The organism is Mycetocola sp. Y719 (assembly GCF_056713205.1).
On sequence record NZ_JBWYGY010000001.1, the window covers coordinates 420,765 to 437,774 of the forward strand.

Below are 17,010 nucleotides of genomic sequence, written 5' to 3' on the forward strand. Positions count from 1 at the left end.
CTCCTCGTGTGTTGCGGATTGGAGAATAGAGGTCTGTCTGTGGCCGCGCGTCACGCCTGAGGGGCGTCTGACGGGCCGCGAGTCTTCATCAAGTCTACGACCTCCCGGGCTGCTTCAGCCACGGTGCCGTTCACGACCCGGTAATCGAACTCGTCCTGGGCCGCCAGTTCGTGCTCAGCGGTGGCCAGTCGACGTTCGCGCTCCTCGGCATCCTCGGTGCCACGGCCGACGAGCCGGCGGACGAGTTCGTCCCAGCTGGGCGGCAGCAGGAAGACGAGGGTAGCCTCTGGCATCACCTTGCGGACCTGCCTCGCTCCCTGGATGTCGATCTCGAGGAGCACGCTGTGCCCGCGGCGGAGAGCTTCGTCGATGGGTGCGCGAGGGGTGCCGTAGCGGTACGCGTTGTGGACGGTGGCGTGTTCGAGAAGTTCGTGGTCGGCGATCAGCCGGTCGAACTCGGCGTCGTCGACGAAGAAGTAGTTCACACCGTCGACTTCACCCGGCCGTGGCGCCCGCGTGGTCGCCGAGACGGACAGCAGCACGTCAGGGTAGTTCTCCCTGATGTGCGTGGCGACCGTTCCCTTGCCGACGGCTGTGGGTCCTGCGAGGACGACGAGACGGCTCTTGCGGCGTCCACGGTTCCGTGCCTCCCTGTCTATGACGAAGTTCCGGAGCCGCACGCGCTGATTGTGGCCGAGCCCGCCGATCCGCTTCGACGGAGAGATTCCGAGATCATCGAGGATGCGGGCGAGTTTGGTCCGACCGATCGCAGGCACGCTGAGCAGGAAGTCGGTGACGCGCATCCGGCCGGCAACGCCTTCCGGGTGCTCGAGCCCGTCGTCGAGGACGGAGAGCGCAGAGGTCGATCCCTCAGCGATGGCGTTCTTCAGCCGGGCTCTGGCCCGCCTCGCCTCGACTGCGGCACGGGATGCGGCGACGCGGTCCACCTCTGGTGGGGTGCGATCCGTTGACTCAGGCACTGGCCCGCCTCACCTCTTCTGCTCGGGAGGCGACAGCCTGGCGGATGCCGTCTGGACCCGCGGCGAGCAGAGCGCGGGACTCGGAAACGATGACTCCGGCGGCGAGCGGGCCGTAAATGGCCTTGAGGTCGGCGACGGATGCGCCCTGGTGGCCGAAGCCAGGCGCGAGGACGGGCGGAGCCGGGCTCCTGGTTCCCCCGAGGTCGAACGGGCCGAGGTCGAGGGTCGCGCCGAGGACCACTCCGACCGAGCCGAGCGGCCCGGCCGCATGGTCTTGGTTCCATGTGGTCACGTCGTCGAGAATACTCCGCGCCAGGGTGGAACCGGAGGCCAGTTTTGCCTGCTGGCCTGCGATGCCCTCCGGGTTCGACGTCGCGGCGAGCACGAACACCCCTTTTCCGTGCTTTTCGGCGAGCTCGAACGGCCCGGTGAGCGATCCGACTCCCTGGAACGGGTTGAGGGTGACGGCATCCGATTCCAGTGGTGAACCGGCACCGAGCCATGCGTCGCCGTAGGCGTCGACGCTGGAACCGACGTCGCCCCGCTTCGCATCGGCGATGACGAGGAGCCCACTCTCCCTCGCCTCGCGGAGAACGCGTTCGAGCGCGTCGAACCCGCGGGATCCGAAGCGTTCGAAGAACGCCACCTGCGGTTTGACGATGCCGGCCGTCCCCGCGGCGGCCGCGACGACCCGGAGGCCGAACTCCCTGGCGCCGTCCGCTGTGTCAGGGAGCCCCCAGGTCGAGAGCAGCCAGCCGTGCGGGTCGATGCCGACGCAGAGGCGGCCAGGGCCGGCGAAGACCCCCGCCAGCCGTTCGCTGAAGGTTTCGGTCATGCCCGCGAGGCCCGATCCGCTGCGTACTCCTGCAGGGAGCGCACGTCGAAGCCGTTGCGCACCGCTTCGATCGACGCGACAGCCGCGGTGAGTTCGGCGATGGTGGTGAAGAGCGGCTTGTCTTCCGCGACGGCAGCTGCGCGGATCTCGTAGCCGTCTGCGCGGCCGCTGCGACCCGAAGGGGTGTTGATGACGATGTCGACTTCGTGGCGGTTGATGAGTTCGACGATGGACGGTTCGCCGAGTGTGGACTCGTCGCCCTCGCTGTACTTGCGGACGGTGCGCGCCGAGATGCCGTTGCGGTTGAGGATCTCGGCGGTTCCGACCGTGGCGAGGATGTCGTAGCCAAGCTCCTGGAACCGAAGGATCGGGAGCACGATCGAGCGCTTGTCGCGATCGGAGACCGAGACGAAGACGGTGCCGGACAGCGGCATCCCGCCGTATGCAGCCGTCTGACTCTTGGCGAATGCGCGCGGGAAGTCCTTGTCGATGCCCATCACCTCACCGGTCGAGCGCATCTCGGGGCCGAGGATCGAGTCGACGATGCGCCCGTCCGTCGTGCGGAACCGCTTGAACGGGAGGACGGCTTCCTTGACGGAGACCGGGGAATCGATCGGGATGCGCGATCCGTCGACCGGCGGCAGGAGACCCGACTCCTTGAGCTCGGCGATCGTCGTGCCGGTCATCACGAGCGATGCGGCCTTGGCGAGCGGGATGCCGAGGGCCTTCGAGACGAACGGAACCGTGCGCGACGCCCGCGGGTTGGCTTCGAGCACATAGAGGATGCCAGCGCCGATCGCGAACTGCACGTTGAGCAGACCCTGCACGCCTATGCCCTGCGCGATGGCGAGGGTGGCGTCACGGACCCGGTCGATCTGCCCACGACCGAGGGAGATCGGCGGAAGGGTGCAGCTCGAATCACCGGAGTGGATGCCTGCCTCTTCAATGTGCTCCATCACGCCGCCGATGTAGAGCTCGGTGCCGTCGTAGATGGCATCGACGTCGATCTCGATGGCGTCGTCGAGGAACCGGTCGACGAGCAGCGGATGCTGCGGACCGATGATCCCCTGGCCGGCCATGCGGAGGAAGTAGTCCTCGAGAGACGCGGTGTCGTAGACGATCTCCATGCCGCGGCCGCCGAGCACGTAGCTCGGGCGGACGAGGACGGGGTAGCCGATGTCCTCGGCGATGGTGATCGCACCGGTGACCTCGGTGGCTGTGCCGTTCTTGGGTGCCAGCAGCCCGGCGTCTGTGAGGATCTGTGAGAACGCGCCGCGCTCTTCGGCGAGGTCGATCGCCTCCGGCGTGGTTCCGAGAATCGGGATGCCTGCTGCTTTGAGCCCCTTGGCCAGGCCGAGGGCGGTCTGGCCGCCGAGCTGCACGACCACTCCGACGAGTTCGCCCGCCTGGCTCTCGGCGTGGATGACCTCGAGGACGTCCTCGAGAGTCAGCGGCTCGAAGTACAGCCTGTCGCTCGTGTCGTAGTCCGTCGACACGGTCTCCGGGTTGCAGTTGATCATGATGGTCTCGAACCCGGCGCCGCGCAGGGCGAATGACGCGTGGACGCAGGAATAGTCGAACTCGATACCCTGGCCGATTCGGTTGGGGCCTGAGCCGAGGATGACGACCTTGCGGCGGTCGGACGGGATGACCTCGGTCTCCTGGTCGTAGCTCGAGTAGTGATACGGCGTGAGGGCGGGGAACTCGCCTGCGCACGTGTCGACGGTTTTGAAGACGGGCCGTACGTCGAGGATGTGCCTGACTTCGCGCACCTCAGCTTCGCCGAAACCGCGCAACTGCCCGATCTGGGCGTCGGAGAAACCGTGGTTCTTGGCGGTCGTGAGCACGTCGGTGTCAAGCCTGGCGGCATCCCGGATGTAGTCGGCCACCTCGTTGATGAGCACGATCTGGTCGAGGAACCACGGGTCGATCTTGGTGGTTTCGAACAGCTGTTCCGGGGTCGCCCCACGACGCAGTGCCTGCTGGACGACGACGATTCGTCCGTCGGTCGGTACGGCGGCGATCGTGAGAAGTTCCTCGATGGAGCGGTTCTCTTCTCCCCAGTGGAAGCTGGAGCCGCGTTTCTCGAGTGAGCGGAGCGCCTTCTGCAGGGCTGTGGAGAAGTTACGGCCGATCGCCATCGCCTCACCGACCGACTTCATGGTCGTGGTGAGCGTGGCATCCGCTGCCGGGAATTTCTCGAACGCGAACCGCGGCACCTTGACGACGACGTAGTCGAGCGTCGGCTCGAAGCTCGCAGGGGTGACCTTCGTGATGTCGTTCGGAATCTCATCGAGGTGGTAGCCGATGGCCAGCTTTGCGGCGATCTTGGCGATCGGGAACCCGGTCGCCTTGGACGCGAGGGCACTCGAGCGCGAGACGCGTGGGTTCATCTCGATGACGATGATGCGACCGTTCGCCGGGTCGATGGCGAACTGGATGTTGCAGCCGCCCGTGTCGACGCCGACGGCGCGGATGATGTCGATGCCGATGTCGCGGAGCTTCTGGTACTCACGGTCGGTGAGGGTCAGAGCCGGAGCGACGGTGATCGAGTCGCCGGTGTGCACACCGACCGGGTCGACGTTCTCGATGGAGCAGACGACGACGGTGTTGTCGGCCGTGTCGCGCATCAGTTCGAGTTCGTACTCTTTCCAGCCGAGGATCGACTCTTCGAGGAGGACCTCGGTCGTCGGGCTCTGGTGCAGGCCATCGGTGACCATTCGCACCAGTTCCTCGCGGGTATACGCGAATCCGGAGCCGAGACCGCCCATGGTGAACGACGGCCGGATGACGAGCGGGTAGCCCAGCTGGTCGGCGAAATCGATTGCTTCGTCGACGGTGTGGGCGATGAAGGATTTCGCGACATCCGCGCCGCATTCGAGGACGAGCTCCTTGAAGATCTGGCGGTCTTCGCCCTTGTTGATGGCCTCGAAGTTCGCGCCGATCAACTCGACGTCGTACTTCTCGAGGATGCCGTGTTCGTGCAACTGGATCGCCGCGTTCAGTGCGGTCTGGCCGCCCAGGGTCGGCAGGATGGCATCCGGCTTCTCCTTGGCGATGATCGTTTCGAGGACTTCCCACGTGATCGGTTCGATGTATGTGGCATCTGCGAAGTCCGGGTCGGTCATGATGGTGGCCGGGTTGGAGTTCACGAGGATGACGCGGACGCCTTCCTCACGCAGAACACGGCAGGCCTGCGTTCCCGAGTAGTCGAACTCGGCTGCCTGGCCGATGACGATCGGGCCTGAACCGATGACGAGGACGCTGTGGATGTCGTCGCGCTTGGGCATTAGTTGTTGTCTCCTGCTCGGTTGGCCTTGTTCGAGATCACCAGGTCGCGGAAGCGATCGAAGAGGTGGTTGGCGTCATTCGGGCCTGCGGCCGACTCCGGGTGGTACTGCACGCTGAACGCGGGGATGTCGAGGCACGCGAGGCCTTCGACGACCTGGTCGTTGAGACTGTAGTGACTGACGGTGACCCGGCCGAATCCCTCAGGCGACTCGTGTTCGCCCTCGATCGGCAGGTCGACCGCGAAGCCGTGGTTCTGGGAGGTGATCTCCACTCGCCCTGTCGCCTTCTCGAGCACTGGCTGGTTGATGCCGCGGTGGCCGAACGGCAGCTTGTATGTGCCGAAACCGAGCGCGCGGCCCAGCAGCTGGTTTCCGAAGCAGATCCCGAAGTAGGGAAGTTCGGCGCGGAGTGCCTCGCGGAGGAGGGTCACATGGGCTTCGGACGCAGCGGGGTCGCCCGGTCCGTTCGAGAAGAACAGGGCGTCCGGGTTCAGGGAGAGCACGTGCTCGGCCGTGACGTTCTGCGGCAGCACGAGAACGTCGAAGCCGCGCTCCGAGAGATATTTGACGGTCGAGCTCTTGATACCGAGGTCGAGAACAGCGACCCGGCCGACGCGCTCACCCTGGGCAGGGACTTCGTACGGGTCGACCGTGGAGACGTCGCGCGACAGGTTTCGTCCCGACATCTCCTCACCCTGGCGGACCTGGTCGAGCTGGTCGCCCTCGGAGAGGTCGAAGAACTCGCCAGAGAAGATCCCGGCGCGCATGGCACCCGCCGAGCGGATGTGGCGGGTGACGGCGCGGGTGTCGATGTTGCTGATCCCGACGACGCCGCTCTGAACGAGGTCGTTGTCGAGGCTGTCCTCGGCGCGGAAGTTGGAGACCATACGGGAAGGGTCGCGGACGACGTATCCGGCCACCCAGATCTGCTTCGACTCCATGTCTTCGGTGTTGACGCCGGTGTTGCCGATGTGGGGTGCGGTCATCAGGACGATCTGCCCGGCGTACGACGGGTCGGTCAGCGTCTCCTGGTATCCGGTCATCCCGGTGGAGAAGACAGCCTCACCGAGGGTCTTGCCTGTTGCGCCGTATGCGCGGCCGACGTAGCGGCTGCCGTCCTCGAGGACGAGGACGGCCGGTGTTGCGGAGCCAAATCTCGAGCTGCTCATTATTTCTCACTCTCGGTGGAGTCGGTGGGCGCGGCGGGGGCCGGCGCGGAGGACAGGGACGTCAGGGCGTCGAGGACGCGGGTGTGCTGGGTGGGATCGATCACGCGGAGGTAGCTCTCGACATCCGTGCCCGCCGATCGCCAGCGGAACGAGAGCAGGCCGTCTGCCTCGACCACACGGTCGATGGTCCAGGTCGCAGGCTCCGCGGACACGATCTGATCCGCGGCGAGAAAGACGGGATCCTGTCCGGGGACGGACAGCACGACGCCTTCGGAGGCGACCGTGAGGTCGGCACTGGCTCGGAACGCCAGTCCGCGGATGGCGAGCCGCTCAAGAGGCTGCCCGGCACGGGTCGTGGCGACGTAGAGCACTGCGGTGGTGATGAGAGGGTGGATGCCCTCTGCTGGCACCGGCTGTCCGGCAGGAACGCCGGCGTCACGGGCGGCGCGGGCACGCCAGGCGAGCCACATGCCGAGCAGGAGCAGGGCAAGGAACGCCAGGACGATCGCGGCGGGTACGATCCGGTCAGACATGGCTGGCCGTCCTCTGCTCGCGGGCCAGCCTGGCGATCTCGTCCGCCGGCCTGAGGAGGCCGTCGAGGACGGTGGCGAAGCCGTTGTGGAAGGTCGCGACGACCCGGCCGGGCAGAACCTGGTCGAGATAGGGCGAGTTGGTCCCCTTCCCAGCGAGGTCGTCGGTGCTGAAGGTGCGGCTGGCCGTCGGGTCGTAGAGGGTGACCTGGCCTGGGGCCCCGTGTGTGAGGCCCTGGCCGTGGCTCGAGATGCGCCCGATGCGCGCCGGAGCTGAGGAGAGCACGCGGGCGACGTCAGCCCAGCCCAGCTGGCCGGTCTCGACGACGGCCTTGTGGACCACGCTGAGCGCCGATTCCAGTCCGACCATGCCGTTCGCGGCGGCATCCCATTCACAGTCCTTGTTCTCGACCGGGTGCGGGGCGTGGTCGGTGGCCACGATGTCGATGGTGCCGTCTGCGAGTGCCTCGCGGAGGGCGAGCACGTCCTCGCGGCGACGCAGAGGCGGGTTCACCTTGTAGCGGGCGTCGAAGCTGCGGACGAGTTCTTCGTCGAGGAGCAGGTGGTGCGGGGTGACCTCGGCGGTGACGTCGATGCCGCGTGCCTTGGCCCAGCGGATGACGTCGACGGAGCCTGCGGTCGAGACGTGACAGACGTGCAGCCTGCTGCCGACGTGTTCGGCGAGAAGCACGTCGCGGGCGATGATCGACTCCTCGGCGACGGCCGGCCACCCGGTGAGGCCGAGTTCGCCGGAGACGGCGCCCTCGTTCATCTGTGCGCCGACGGTGAGGCGGGGTTCCTGGGCGTGCTGGGCGATGACGCCGTCGAAGGACTTCACGTACTCGAGCGCGCGGCGCATGAGTACAGGGTCTGAGACACAGAAGCCGTCGTCGGAGAAGACGCGGACGTTGGCCCGTGAGGATGCCATTGCGCCGAGTTCGGCCAGCTGTTCACCGGCGAGGCCGACCGTGACGGCGCCGATCGGCTGCACGGTGGTGTATCCGGCCTGTTCCCCCAGCGAGAGTTCCTGTTCGACGACGCCGGCCGTGTCTGCGACCGGCGAGGTGTTCGCCATGGCGAAGACGGCGGTGAAGCCGCCGGCAGCAGCGGCCTGGGTTCCGGTCAGCACCGTCTCACTCTGTTCGTAACCAGGCTCACGGAGGTGGGTGTGCAGGTCGACCAGGCCAGGGAGCGCGACGAGTCCGTCTGCGTCGATGCGTCGGGCGCCGGCGGACGACAGGCCGGTGCCGAGGCCGGCGATGATGCCGTTCTCGAGGAGGATGTCGGTGCGCGTGCCGTCTGGCAGGGAGGCTCCGGAAATCAGGTAGGTGTTCGTCGACATGTCTTAGTTCTCCCGATCGCCTGACAGCAGCAGATACAGTGCGGCCATCCGCACGGAAACCCCGTTGGTCACCTGTTCGCGCACGGTTGACATGGGCGAATCGGCGGCGGCAGCGGAAATTTCGAGGCCCCGGTTCATCGGCCCGGGGTGCATGACAATGGTAGTCGGCTCGAGCCGGTGCAGCCGCGCGTCGTCGAGTCCCCAGCGTCTCGCGTACTCGCGGCTGTTCGGGAAGTAGGCGTCCCGCATCCGTTCGCCCTGGATGCGGAGCATCATCAGAACGTCCGGCCCGGCGGCGATGGCGTCGTCGAGGTCGTAGCCGATGCTGATGGGCCATGCCCGGGTGTCGACGGGGACGAGGGTCGGTGGGGCGACCAGACTGACCGTCGCGCCGAGAGTCGTGAGCAGCCAGACGTTCGACCGTGCCACCCGGGAGTGCAGGATGTCGCCGACGATGCTGACCGTGAGGCCGTCGAGGCTGCGCCCGCGGGAATCCGCGCCGTGCACACGCTTGCGGATGGTGAACGCGTCGAGGAGCGCCTGGGTGGGGTGCTCGTGGGTGCCGTCGCCGGCGTTGAGGATGCCCGCGTCGATCCAGCCGCTGGTGGCCAGCGTCTGCGGAGCTCCCGACGCGGGGTGACGGATGACGACGGCATCCGCGCCCATCGCCTGCAGGGTCTGTGCGGTGTCCTTGAGGCTCTCGCCCTTCGAGACGCTCGATCCCTTCGCACTGAAGTTGATGACATCCGCGCTCAGGCGTTTCGCGGCGGCCTCGAACGAGATGCGAGTGCGGGTGGAATCCTCGAAGAAGAGGTTCACGACGGTCTTGCCGCGGAGCGTGGGGAGTTTCTTGACCTCGCGCTGCTGGGTGTCTGCCATGTCTTCGGCGACGTCGAGCAGGCGGACGGCCGCGTCGCGGTCGAGGTCACGGGTCGACAGCAGGTGGCGCATCACAGGGCCGCCGCATCGATCGAGACGAGATCGGCGCCGTCGAGTTCGGCCAGTCGCACGTTGATCCGTTCGGTCTGAGAGCTTGGCAGGTTCTTGCCGACGAAGTCCGGGCGGATCGGGAGTTCACGGTGCCCGCGGTCGACCAGCGTGGCGAGCCGGACGGCGCGGGGTCTGCCGATGTCGCCGATCGCGTCAAGGGCGGCCCGGATGGTGCGGCCGGAATAGAGAACGTCGTCGACGAGGATGACGGTCTTGCCGTCGATCCCCGAGGCCGGGATGTGGGTCGGAGCCGGCGTGCGGGTCGGATGCTTCGCGAGGTCGTCACGGTACATGGTCACGTCGAGCGACCCGGCCTCGATGGCCGTGCCGGAGATGTCGGAGATGATCCGGGCGATGCGGTCGGCGAGGATCACGCCCCGAGTCGGGATTCCGAGGAGGACGAGGTCGTCTGCGCCTCGATTGGACTCGAGGATCTCGTGCGAGATCCGAGTCAACGCTCGGGCGATGTCAGCCTGCTGCAGTACGACGCGCGCACTCATGTGCTGACTCCCTTCTCCGTCTCTCTGGGCGGCTTTAAAGGTTGTCGGTTTCGTCCACCCTACCAGCGGGCGTGCCTACCCGCCTCCGCTCGCAACCCTCGCCAGTCGGGTAGCGCCCATGCGCAGGGCGCCGCATACCGAGCCCGCGTCGGAATAACAGGAGATCGCACGTTTATCAGGACTGAAGTACCGAAAGTCTCCTGCAAACCGTGCGATCTCCTGCGGAGCCTTTGCGGCATCCGCAGCGGGAAGGACTGGGGTGCGCGCGGCGTTACACCTCACCGTGACCGTCGACTCCCCCGCACCAGCAGCCCAACCCGCACCGGCCGACGTCGTCGTCATCGGTGCGGGGCAGGCGGGCCTCTCGGCGGCGTATCACCTGCAGCGGCGAGGCTTCGTACCCGCGGCGAACGCACCGACGGGTACGTCGGCCAGGACCTACGTCGTCCTCGACGCCGAAGACGGCCCTGGCGGAGCCTGGCGCCACCGCTGGAAGAGCCTCGTGATGGCCACGGTCAACGGCATCAGCGACCTTCCGGGAATCGCGAAGCCCGATGTCGACCCCGATCAGCCGAGTTCGGAGTTCCTCACCGGCTATTTCGGGGACTACGAGCGGGAACTCTCGCTCGCCATCGTCCGCCCTGTGCGGGTGTCAGGAGTCTTCAGGGAGGACGACGACCCGCACGGCAGGCTGCGCGTCGAATCGGATGCCGGCACCTGGTCCGCCCGCGCCGTGATCAACGCCACCGGCACATGGACCCGCCCGTTCTGGCCGCTCTACCCCGGGCAATCGACGTTCCGGGGACGCCAGCTCCACGTCGCCGACTATGTCTCAGCCGATGAGTTCACCGGGCAGCACGTGCTCGTCGTCGGCGGAGGAATCTCGGCGGTACAACTCCTCGATGAGATATCCACCGTCGCCACGACGACGTGGTTCACCCGCCGCGAACCCGTCTGGCGCGACGACGTCTTCGACGACGCGGCCGGCCATGCCGCCGTCGCCCTCGTCGAGGAACGGGTGAAGCAGGGCCTGCCCCCGCAGAGCGTGGTGTCCGTCACCGGCCTGATCTGGACGCCGGTCCTGCGCGCCGCTGCCGCTCGCGGTGTCCTCGACCGGCATCCGATGTTCACCGCGATCGAGGCCGACGGGGTCCGGCACGCGGACGGCTCGTTCGAGCGTGCGGACGTGATCCTCTGGGCTACCGGGTTCCGTGCGGCACTCGACCACCTCTCGCCGCTTCACCTCCGTGTGCCTGGCGGCGGAATCGTCATGGACGGCACGTCCGTCGCCGCAGAGCCGCGCGTCCACCTCGTCGGCTACGGCCCGTCGTCGTCGACCATCGGCGCGAACCGGGCCGGACGCGCAGCGGTCACCGGAATCGTCCGCATGCTCGACGCCGCACCGGCCGCGCGGCTCGCGGGCTGACCCGTCAGTCCGGCTCGGTCGACCGGATCCGTTCGCGACGGGCCGGGATGCCGTCCGTCACGGCCTCCCACCGGCCGTCCCGTTCCACCTCGTACCCGCTGAACGCGCAGGCGATGCCGTTCGCCGTCATCAGGTCTGGCGAGTCCATCAGTTGGAAGTGCAGGTGTGGTGAGGTCGAATTTCCGGTGTGCCCGACCCTCCCGAGGAGATCTCCGGATGCCACACGCTGACCGGGAATCACCGCGACCGTCCCCGGCGCGAGATGGGCGAACCCGGCGAACAGGGCGCCTGAGCGCAGGATCACGTGGTTGCCGAGGATGCTGGGCAGGCGCTCAGGCGTGAACGTGACGGCGTTCCTGACCATGCGGAGGATCTCGGCGACCGGGTGGATCCATTTCCGCTCGGGGAAGCCGTCGACGGCGCGCACGACGTCACCGTCGAACGGTGCGTGGACAGAGGCACCCCATGCGTAGCAGTCGCGCGTCTTCGTCCCGAGAACGAGGCCGCGAGCGGTGCCACCCGGGTCGACGTGCACTCCCCTTCGCCGGTCGACCCTGACCAGGTCGAACGCGTATCGCTGTCCGAGCATGTCTGTGCCGTGGCTCGGCACTCTGGTTGCAGGCGTCGTGACGGCCATCCAGCCTTCCCCGCGGAGGGGGAACGTCACGGTGACGGGGTTCTCGAGCGAGTGGGCCATGGCCCAAGAGCGTAGTCCCGGCCGCCGCTGGGGTGAATGCCCCATGTCGACGGAACGCCCGCCGACTCGCACGGAGGTGCGAGGGGGGCGGGCGTCCGGAGGATGTGCTCTAGCCGTTGGCCTGCGAGATCTTGCCGAGAAGGCCGTTCACGAAGCCGGCTGAATCGTCCGTCGACAGCGTCTTGGCTGACTCGACGGCCTCATCGATCGCGACAGCCGCCGGGATCTCATCGTTGAACAGGATCTCCCACACGCCGATGCGCAGGATCGCGCGGTCGACGGCGGGCATCCGCGCGAGGCTCCAGCCCTGCGCGTACGTCTCGATCTGCTCGTCGATCTCCTCGGAGTTGTCGATGATGCCGTCGACGATGTCCCTGGCGTAGAGCCAGGACGCTTCGCGCTGCGGCTCGCTCGCCGCACGCTGCGCTTCGACGGTCAGGGCGTCGCGAAGCGGAAGTTCGCGAAGGTCGGCACCATAGAGGATGTCGATGGCCCGTTTGCGGGCCTTGCTACGGGCGCTCACTAGTCGTTGACGCGGCCCATGTAGTCACCGGTGCGGGTGTCCACCTTGACCTTGGTGCCCTGCTCGAGGAACAGCGGGACCTGGATCTCATAGCCGGTCTCGACGGTGGCGGGCTTGGTGCCGCCGGTCGAACGGTCGCCCTGCAGGCCAGGCTCGGTGTACGTGATCTCGAGGACGACGGATGCCGGAAGCTCGACGTAGAGCGGGTTGCCGTTGTTGAGGGCGACAGTGACCGACTGGTTCTCCAGCATGAAGTTGGCGGCGTCTCCGACGACGGTGGCCGGGACGGTGAGCTGGTCGTAGTCAGCGGTGTCCATGAAGACGAACGCTTCACCGTCGTTGTACAGGTAGGTGAAGTCGCGGCGGTCGACGTTCTCGATCTCGATCTTGGTGCCCGCGTTGTACGTGCGGTCGACGGTCTTGCCCGAGACGACGTTCTTGAGCTTGGTGCGGACGAACGCGCCGCCCTTGCCCGGCTTGACGTGCTGGAATTCGATGACGTTCCAGAGCTGGCCGTCGATGTTGAGGACGATTCCATTCTTGATGTCGGCGGTAGATGCCATGAAGAGGGGGTTCCGTTTCAGTGGGAAGAGGTTCGGCCCGACGGGGCCGTCCCAAGGAGTTTACCCGCAGCGCGTCGAGGCGCCAAAGGCACCGCTCAGCGTGGGAGGGTGACGGCCGACAGCGCCAGCCGGTACGAGTCGAAACCGAAGCCTGCGATGATGCCCGTCGCCACACCGGAGATCACGCTGGTGTGCCTGAACGTCTCCCGGGTGTGCGGGTTGGTGATGTGCACCTCGACGAGCGGCAGGCCGGCCTTGGTGACGAGCGCTGCGGCATCCCTCAGGGCGTAGCTGTAGTGGGTGAAAGCGGCAGGGTTGAGGATGACGGGCGAACCGGTGTCGACGGCCTCGTACATCCAGCCGATGAGCTCGGCCTCGTCGTTGGTCTGGCGGAGATCGATGGTGACCCCATCGGGCGCGTCCGCTTCGAGGATGACGCGCAGGTCGTCGAGGCTGCCGCTTCCGTAGACGTCTGGTTCACGGGAGCCGAGGCGACCGAGGTTCGGGCCGTTGAAAACGAAGATCCGAGTCATGGTTCAGGAGCCTACTTCCTGGTACGCCGCGAAGAGCAGCGATGTCTCAGGGCCGGCGAGGACGGTCGGCTTGGCCAGGTCGTCGAGGACGATGAAGCGGAGCATCCCCGCCCGCGCCTTCTTGTCGCGCTGCATGGTCGCCAGGAGCGTGTTCCAGCGCCCGAGCGGGTACTCGGTGGGGAGGGACAGGGAATCGAGGATGCTGCGGTGCCGGTCTGCCACGGCGTCCGGCAGGCGGCCGGCCAGCCTGGACAGCTCTGCTGCGAACATCATGCCGACGGCGACAGCGGCACCGTGACGCCACTGGTAGCGCTCGGCGTGCTCGATGGCGTGGCCGAGGGTGTGCCCGTAGTTGAGGATCTCGCGCACGCCGCCCTCCTTGAAGTCCTCGCTGACCACTCGCGCCTTGAGGGCGATGGACAGTTCGACGACCCGGCGGAACGCGTCAGTGGTCGGGTCGGTGACGACGTCGACGTCTGCCTCGATGAGGTCGAGGATCTCGGGCTCTGCGATGAACCCGCACTTCACGATCTCGGCGAATCCGGCGAGGATCTCGTTCTTCGGCAAGGTGGAGAGCAGATCGAGGTCGACGACGACGCCGGCGGGAGCGTAGAAGGAACCGACGAGGTTCTTGCCCTCGTTGGTGTTGATGCCGGTCTTGCCGCCGATGGCTGCGTCGACCATTCCTGCCACAGACGTCGGCACCTGCACGAGGCGGACGCCGCGCAGCCAGGTCGCTGCGACGAACCCGGCGACATCGGTGGTCGCTCCCCCACCGAAGCCGATGACGGCATCCGTCCGGGTGAAGTCGGCCTGTCCCATGATCTGCCAGCAGAAGGCCGCGACCTCGACCCGTTTGCCGGTCTCGGCATCCGGGATCTCAGCGAGGAGGACCTGGTATCGATCCGAGAGGCTCTCACGCAGCTTCTCGGCCCGTGCGCCGAGCGTCGGAGGGTGGACGAGGAGGATCTTCGCCACCTGGTCGCCCAGGGCGACCGGGATCCGGTCGAGGATGCCGCGTCCCACCTCGACGTTGTACGCGTCGGTTCCTGTGACCTCGATGGTGGTGATGTCCGTCATGCGTGTCCTTTCGCCCAGTCGGCGATTCTGTCGGCGATGTTCTCGATCGGCTCGCGCGACGTGTCGAATGTGATGGTGGCCAGCCGTTCGTACGTCGGCCGGCGTTCCTCGTAGATGCGCTGCCAGTCGCCCGTGCCGTCCTTGAGGAGCGGTCGCTTGTCGGTCCGGATCCGTGCGGCCACGGCCTCAGCGGTCACCGTGAGCAGCACGACGGTGAGACCGTCGAGTTCGGCTTGCGTGTCGGGGTCGATCACTGCGCCGCCGCCGAGGGAGACCACGGCAGGTTCCTTCAAAGCGTCGGCAACGGCGATGCGTTCGAGGCGGCGGAACTCCGGTTCGCCGTGAAGGGCGAAGATCTCCGTGATCGGCCCGTGGTCGGCGACGATCCTCTTGTCCGTGTCGATGAACGGCACGGAGAGTGACCGGGCGACACGGCGGCCGATCTTGGTCTTACCGGCCCCCATCGGTCCGATCAGGACGAGGGGAAGCGGTTTCGCCTGCTCGCTCACTGAGGTTCTGGAGTGGATTCCGTCGCGGTCCGAAGACCCTCGGGGATCGCGGCGATGTAGGAGTCCAGGTTGCGCTTCGTCTCCTCGATGGCGTCTCCGCCGAACTTCTCGAGGACCGAGTTCGCGAGCACGAGTGCGACCATGGCTTCGGCCACCACACCGGCTGCAGGAACGGCGCAGACGTCCGAACGCTGGTGGTGCGCACCTGCGGCCTCGCCAGTGGCGACGTCGATGGTGCGCAACGAGTGCGGTACCGTCGCGATCGGTTTCATGCCGGCACGCACACGAAGGACGGTGCCCGTGCTCATGCCGCCCTCGGTTCCTCCGGCTTTGTCGCTTGAGCGGACGATCCTGTCGCCGATGGCGAACAACTCGTCGTGTGCGGCCGAACCGCGACGGGTGGTGGTGAGGAAACCGTCGCCGACCTCGACCCCCTTGATGGCCTGGATGCCCATGAGAGCGTGTGCGAGCTGGCCGTCGAGGCGCCGGTCCCAGTGCACGTGGGACCCGAGCCCTGGCGGGAGCCCGTATGCGAGCACCTCGACGACGCCGCCGAGGGTGTCACCGTCCTTCTTGGCGTCGTCGACTTCTGCAACCATGCGCTCCGACGTGGCGGGGTCGAAGCACCGCAGCGGATCCGCGTCGAGCAGGTCGACGTCGGCAGGGGTCGGCAGTGCAGTACCTTCGGGAACGCGGACGGGACCGATCGAGAGCGTGTGGCTGACGAGGGTGATCCCGAGCTCGGCGAGGAAGGAACGCGCGACGGCTCCGAGAGCGACGCGCGCTGCGGTCTCGCGTGCACTCGCCCGTTCGAGGATCGGCCGTGCTTCGTCGAAGTTGTACTTCTGCATGCCGACGAGGTCGGCGTGACCTGGCCGTGGTCGGGTCAGCGGCGCGCTGCGGCCGCGGGACTTCTCGGTCTCCTCGACGGGCTCCGGGTTCATCACCTCGACCCACTTGGGCCACTCGGTGTTGCCGATGCGGATGGCGACGGGGCTGCCGAGAGTAAAGCCGTGGCGCACTCCCCCGGAGACGTTCAGTTCGTCCTGCTCGAACTTCATCCGGGATCCGCGGCCGTAGCCCAGCTTGCGGCGGGCCAGATCGGCGCGGATCGCGTCGAGGGAGACGGGGACGCCGGCGGGCAGGCCCTCGACGATTGCAATGAGTTCCGGGCCGTGAGACTCTCCGGCAGTGAGCCAACGAAGCATGGCTCTATCCTTCCACAGCGGCTGGCCCCGCTCTGACGCGGGGCGCTAGCCTGCAGGAAGGACCCCGACACGGAGCAGGGAAGGGCGGCAGCGCATGGAGGTTCTCGTCACAGGAGGCACAGGGACCCTCGGCTCGATCGTCGTCGACCGGTTGCGATCGGCCGGTCACATCGCCCGTGTCCTCAGCCGCTCAGCGAAAGCTGGAGTGGTGACCGGCGACCTGCGCAAGAATCTCGGGATCGGACCAGCGGTCACCGGAGTCGACGTCATCGTGCACTGTGCGACCGGTCGCGGCGACGTCAGCGCCACGAAGAACCTGGTCCACGCGGCTCGTTCCTCCGGAAACCCGCATCTGGTCTACATCTCCATCGTCGGCGTCGACAGGATCCCGTTCAGCTATTACCGGCGGAAGCTCCAGGCCGAGGCCGTGATCTCCGGCAGCGGGCTGCCGTTCACGATCCTCCGCGCCACGCAGTTCCACACCCTCGTCGCCGGGATCTTCGACGCCCAGCGAAAGGTGCCACTGCTCGTCGTCCCCGCTGTGTCCGTTCAGCCGGTCGAGGTCTCGGAGGTGGCCGATGTTCTCGCCGGCCTCGCTGTCGCCGAGCCCGCCGGCCGCGTGCCTGACTTCGGCGGTCCTGAGGTCAGGCCGGCGCACGAATTCGCCAGCGCGTGGCAGCGGGCAGAGGGGCAGCACAGGCACCAGGTGCCGCTTCGGCTGCCCGGCGGGACATTCCGCGCGTTGCGCGAGGGAAGAAACGTGACCAGCGGACTCCCGACCGGTTCCATCACGTTCGACGAATTCCTCACGGCGCGCAAGCGCTGAGCAAACGCG

The 17,010-nt window shown here is 67.1% G+C and carries 17 protein-coding genes; 2 read left to right on the plus strand and 15 right to left on the minus strand.

Translation table 11 applies throughout. The features are described from left to right. Nucleotides 1-50 precede the first annotated feature (50 nt). The 8 genes from gmk to pyrR are packed head-to-tail and all read right to left on the minus strand — an operon-like array spanning nucleotide 51 to nucleotide 9,636. The gene (gene gmk / locus AC1M0F_RS01870) at nucleotides 51-980 is read right to left on the minus strand and encodes a guanylate kinase (protein WP_480236507.1); all 930 of its coding nucleotides are present in this window, start codon (nucleotides 978-980) and stop codon (nucleotides 51-53) included. Beyond that, a complete protein-coding gene (gene pyrF, locus AC1M0F_RS01875) occupies nucleotides 973-1,815 on the minus strand; it encodes an orotidine-5'-phosphate decarboxylase (RefSeq protein WP_480236508.1) in 843 nt (280 codons plus the stop codon). Before pyrF ends, gmk begins: the two co-directional genes overlap by 8 nt. Next, nucleotides 1,812-5,105 (minus strand): carbamoyl-phosphate synthase large subunit, encoded by a 3,294-nt coding sequence (carB, locus tag AC1M0F_RS01880; protein WP_480236509.1) that lies wholly within the window; start codon nucleotides 5,103-5,105, stop codon nucleotides 1,812-1,814. The genes pyrF and carB overlap by 4 nt, the downstream gene beginning before the upstream one ends. Then, nucleotides 5,105-6,274: a glutamine-hydrolyzing carbamoyl-phosphate synthase small subunit gene (gene carA, locus AC1M0F_RS01885; protein ID WP_480236510.1), complete on the minus strand. Its 1,170-nt coding sequence runs from the start codon at nucleotides 6,272-6,274 to the stop codon at nucleotides 5,105-5,107. Before carA ends, carB begins: the two co-directional genes overlap by 1 nt. Beyond that, nucleotides 6,274-6,807: a PH-like domain-containing protein gene (locus AC1M0F_RS01890; RefSeq protein WP_480236511.1), complete on the minus strand. Its 534-nt coding sequence runs from the start codon at nucleotides 6,805-6,807 to the stop codon at nucleotides 6,274-6,276. The genes carA and AC1M0F_RS01890 overlap by 1 nt, the downstream gene beginning before the upstream one ends. Further along, the gene (locus AC1M0F_RS01895) at nucleotides 6,800-8,146 is read right to left on the minus strand and encodes a dihydroorotase (RefSeq protein WP_480236512.1); all 1,347 of its coding nucleotides are present in this window, start codon (nucleotides 8,144-8,146) and stop codon (nucleotides 6,800-6,802) included. Before AC1M0F_RS01895 ends, AC1M0F_RS01890 begins: the two co-directional genes overlap by 8 nt. A gap of 3 nt (nucleotides 8,147-8,149) precedes the next feature. Continuing rightward, nucleotides 8,150-9,097, minus strand: a complete 948-nt coding sequence (locus AC1M0F_RS01900; protein WP_480236513.1) for an aspartate carbamoyltransferase catalytic subunit — start codon at nucleotides 9,095-9,097, stop codon at nucleotides 8,150-8,152. Next, the gene (gene pyrR, locus AC1M0F_RS01905) at nucleotides 9,097-9,636 is read right to left on the minus strand and encodes a bifunctional pyr operon transcriptional regulator/uracil phosphoribosyltransferase PyrR (protein WP_480236514.1); all 540 of its coding nucleotides are present in this window, start codon (nucleotides 9,634-9,636) and stop codon (nucleotides 9,097-9,099) included. Before pyrR ends, AC1M0F_RS01900 begins: the two co-directional genes overlap by 1 nt. 283 nt (nucleotides 9,637-9,919) lie before the next feature. Here pyrR and AC1M0F_RS01910 point away from each other — a divergent pair, with 283 nt between their 5' ends. Beyond that, nucleotides 9,920-11,062 carry an NAD(P)-binding domain-containing protein gene (locus tag AC1M0F_RS01910; protein ID WP_480237345.1) on the plus strand — a complete coding sequence of 381 codons (1,143 nt, stop codon included), beginning with the start codon at nucleotides 9,920-9,922 and terminating at the stop codon, nucleotides 11,060-11,062. Nucleotides 11,063-11,066: 4 nt separating this feature from the next. Here the strand turns inward: AC1M0F_RS01910 and AC1M0F_RS01915 are convergent, their stop codons facing one another. The 7 genes from AC1M0F_RS01915 to aroC form a co-directional block, all read right to left on the minus strand. Then, nucleotides 11,067-11,759: a peptidoglycan DD-metalloendopeptidase family protein gene (locus AC1M0F_RS01915; RefSeq protein ID WP_480236515.1), complete on the minus strand. Its 693-nt coding sequence runs from the start codon at nucleotides 11,757-11,759 to the stop codon at nucleotides 11,067-11,069. A gap of 109 nt (nucleotides 11,760-11,868) precedes the next feature. Further along, nucleotides 11,869-12,282 carry a transcription antitermination factor NusB gene (nusB, locus tag AC1M0F_RS01920; protein ID WP_480236516.1) on the minus strand — a complete coding sequence of 138 codons (414 nt, stop codon included), beginning with the start codon at nucleotides 12,280-12,282 and terminating at the stop codon, nucleotides 11,869-11,871. After that, entirely contained in the window at nucleotides 12,282-12,845 is a 564-nt protein-coding gene (efp, locus tag AC1M0F_RS01925; protein ID WP_480236517.1) for an elongation factor P, read from the minus strand. The genes nusB and efp overlap by 1 nt, the downstream gene beginning before the upstream one ends. 95 nt (nucleotides 12,846-12,940) lie before the next feature. Continuing rightward, nucleotides 12,941-13,378, minus strand: a complete 438-nt coding sequence (locus tag AC1M0F_RS01930; protein ID WP_480236518.1) for a type II 3-dehydroquinate dehydratase — start codon at nucleotides 13,376-13,378, stop codon at nucleotides 12,941-12,943. 3 nt (nucleotides 13,379-13,381) lie between these two features. Further along, the gene (gene aroB / locus AC1M0F_RS01935) at nucleotides 13,382-14,458 is read right to left on the minus strand and encodes a 3-dehydroquinate synthase (protein WP_480236519.1); all 1,077 of its coding nucleotides are present in this window, start codon (nucleotides 14,456-14,458) and stop codon (nucleotides 13,382-13,384) included. After that, a complete protein-coding gene (locus AC1M0F_RS01940) occupies nucleotides 14,455-14,967 on the minus strand; it encodes a shikimate kinase (protein WP_480236520.1) in 513 nt (170 codons plus the stop codon). Before AC1M0F_RS01940 ends, aroB begins: the two co-directional genes overlap by 4 nt. Next, nucleotides 14,964-16,175, minus strand: coding sequence for a chorismate synthase (aroC, locus tag AC1M0F_RS01945; RefSeq protein WP_480236521.1), 1,212 nt, complete (start codon nucleotides 16,173-16,175; stop codon nucleotides 14,964-14,966). The genes AC1M0F_RS01940 and aroC overlap by 4 nt, the downstream gene beginning before the upstream one ends. A gap of 94 nt (nucleotides 16,176-16,269) precedes the next feature. On the opposite strand from aroC, the gene AC1M0F_RS01950 reads away from it, so the two are divergent. Continuing rightward, the gene (locus AC1M0F_RS01950) at nucleotides 16,270-17,001 is read left to right on the plus strand and encodes an SDR family oxidoreductase (protein ID WP_480236522.1); all 732 of its coding nucleotides are present in this window, start codon (nucleotides 16,270-16,272) and stop codon (nucleotides 16,999-17,001) included. Nucleotides 17,002-17,010: the final 9 nt, after the last annotated feature.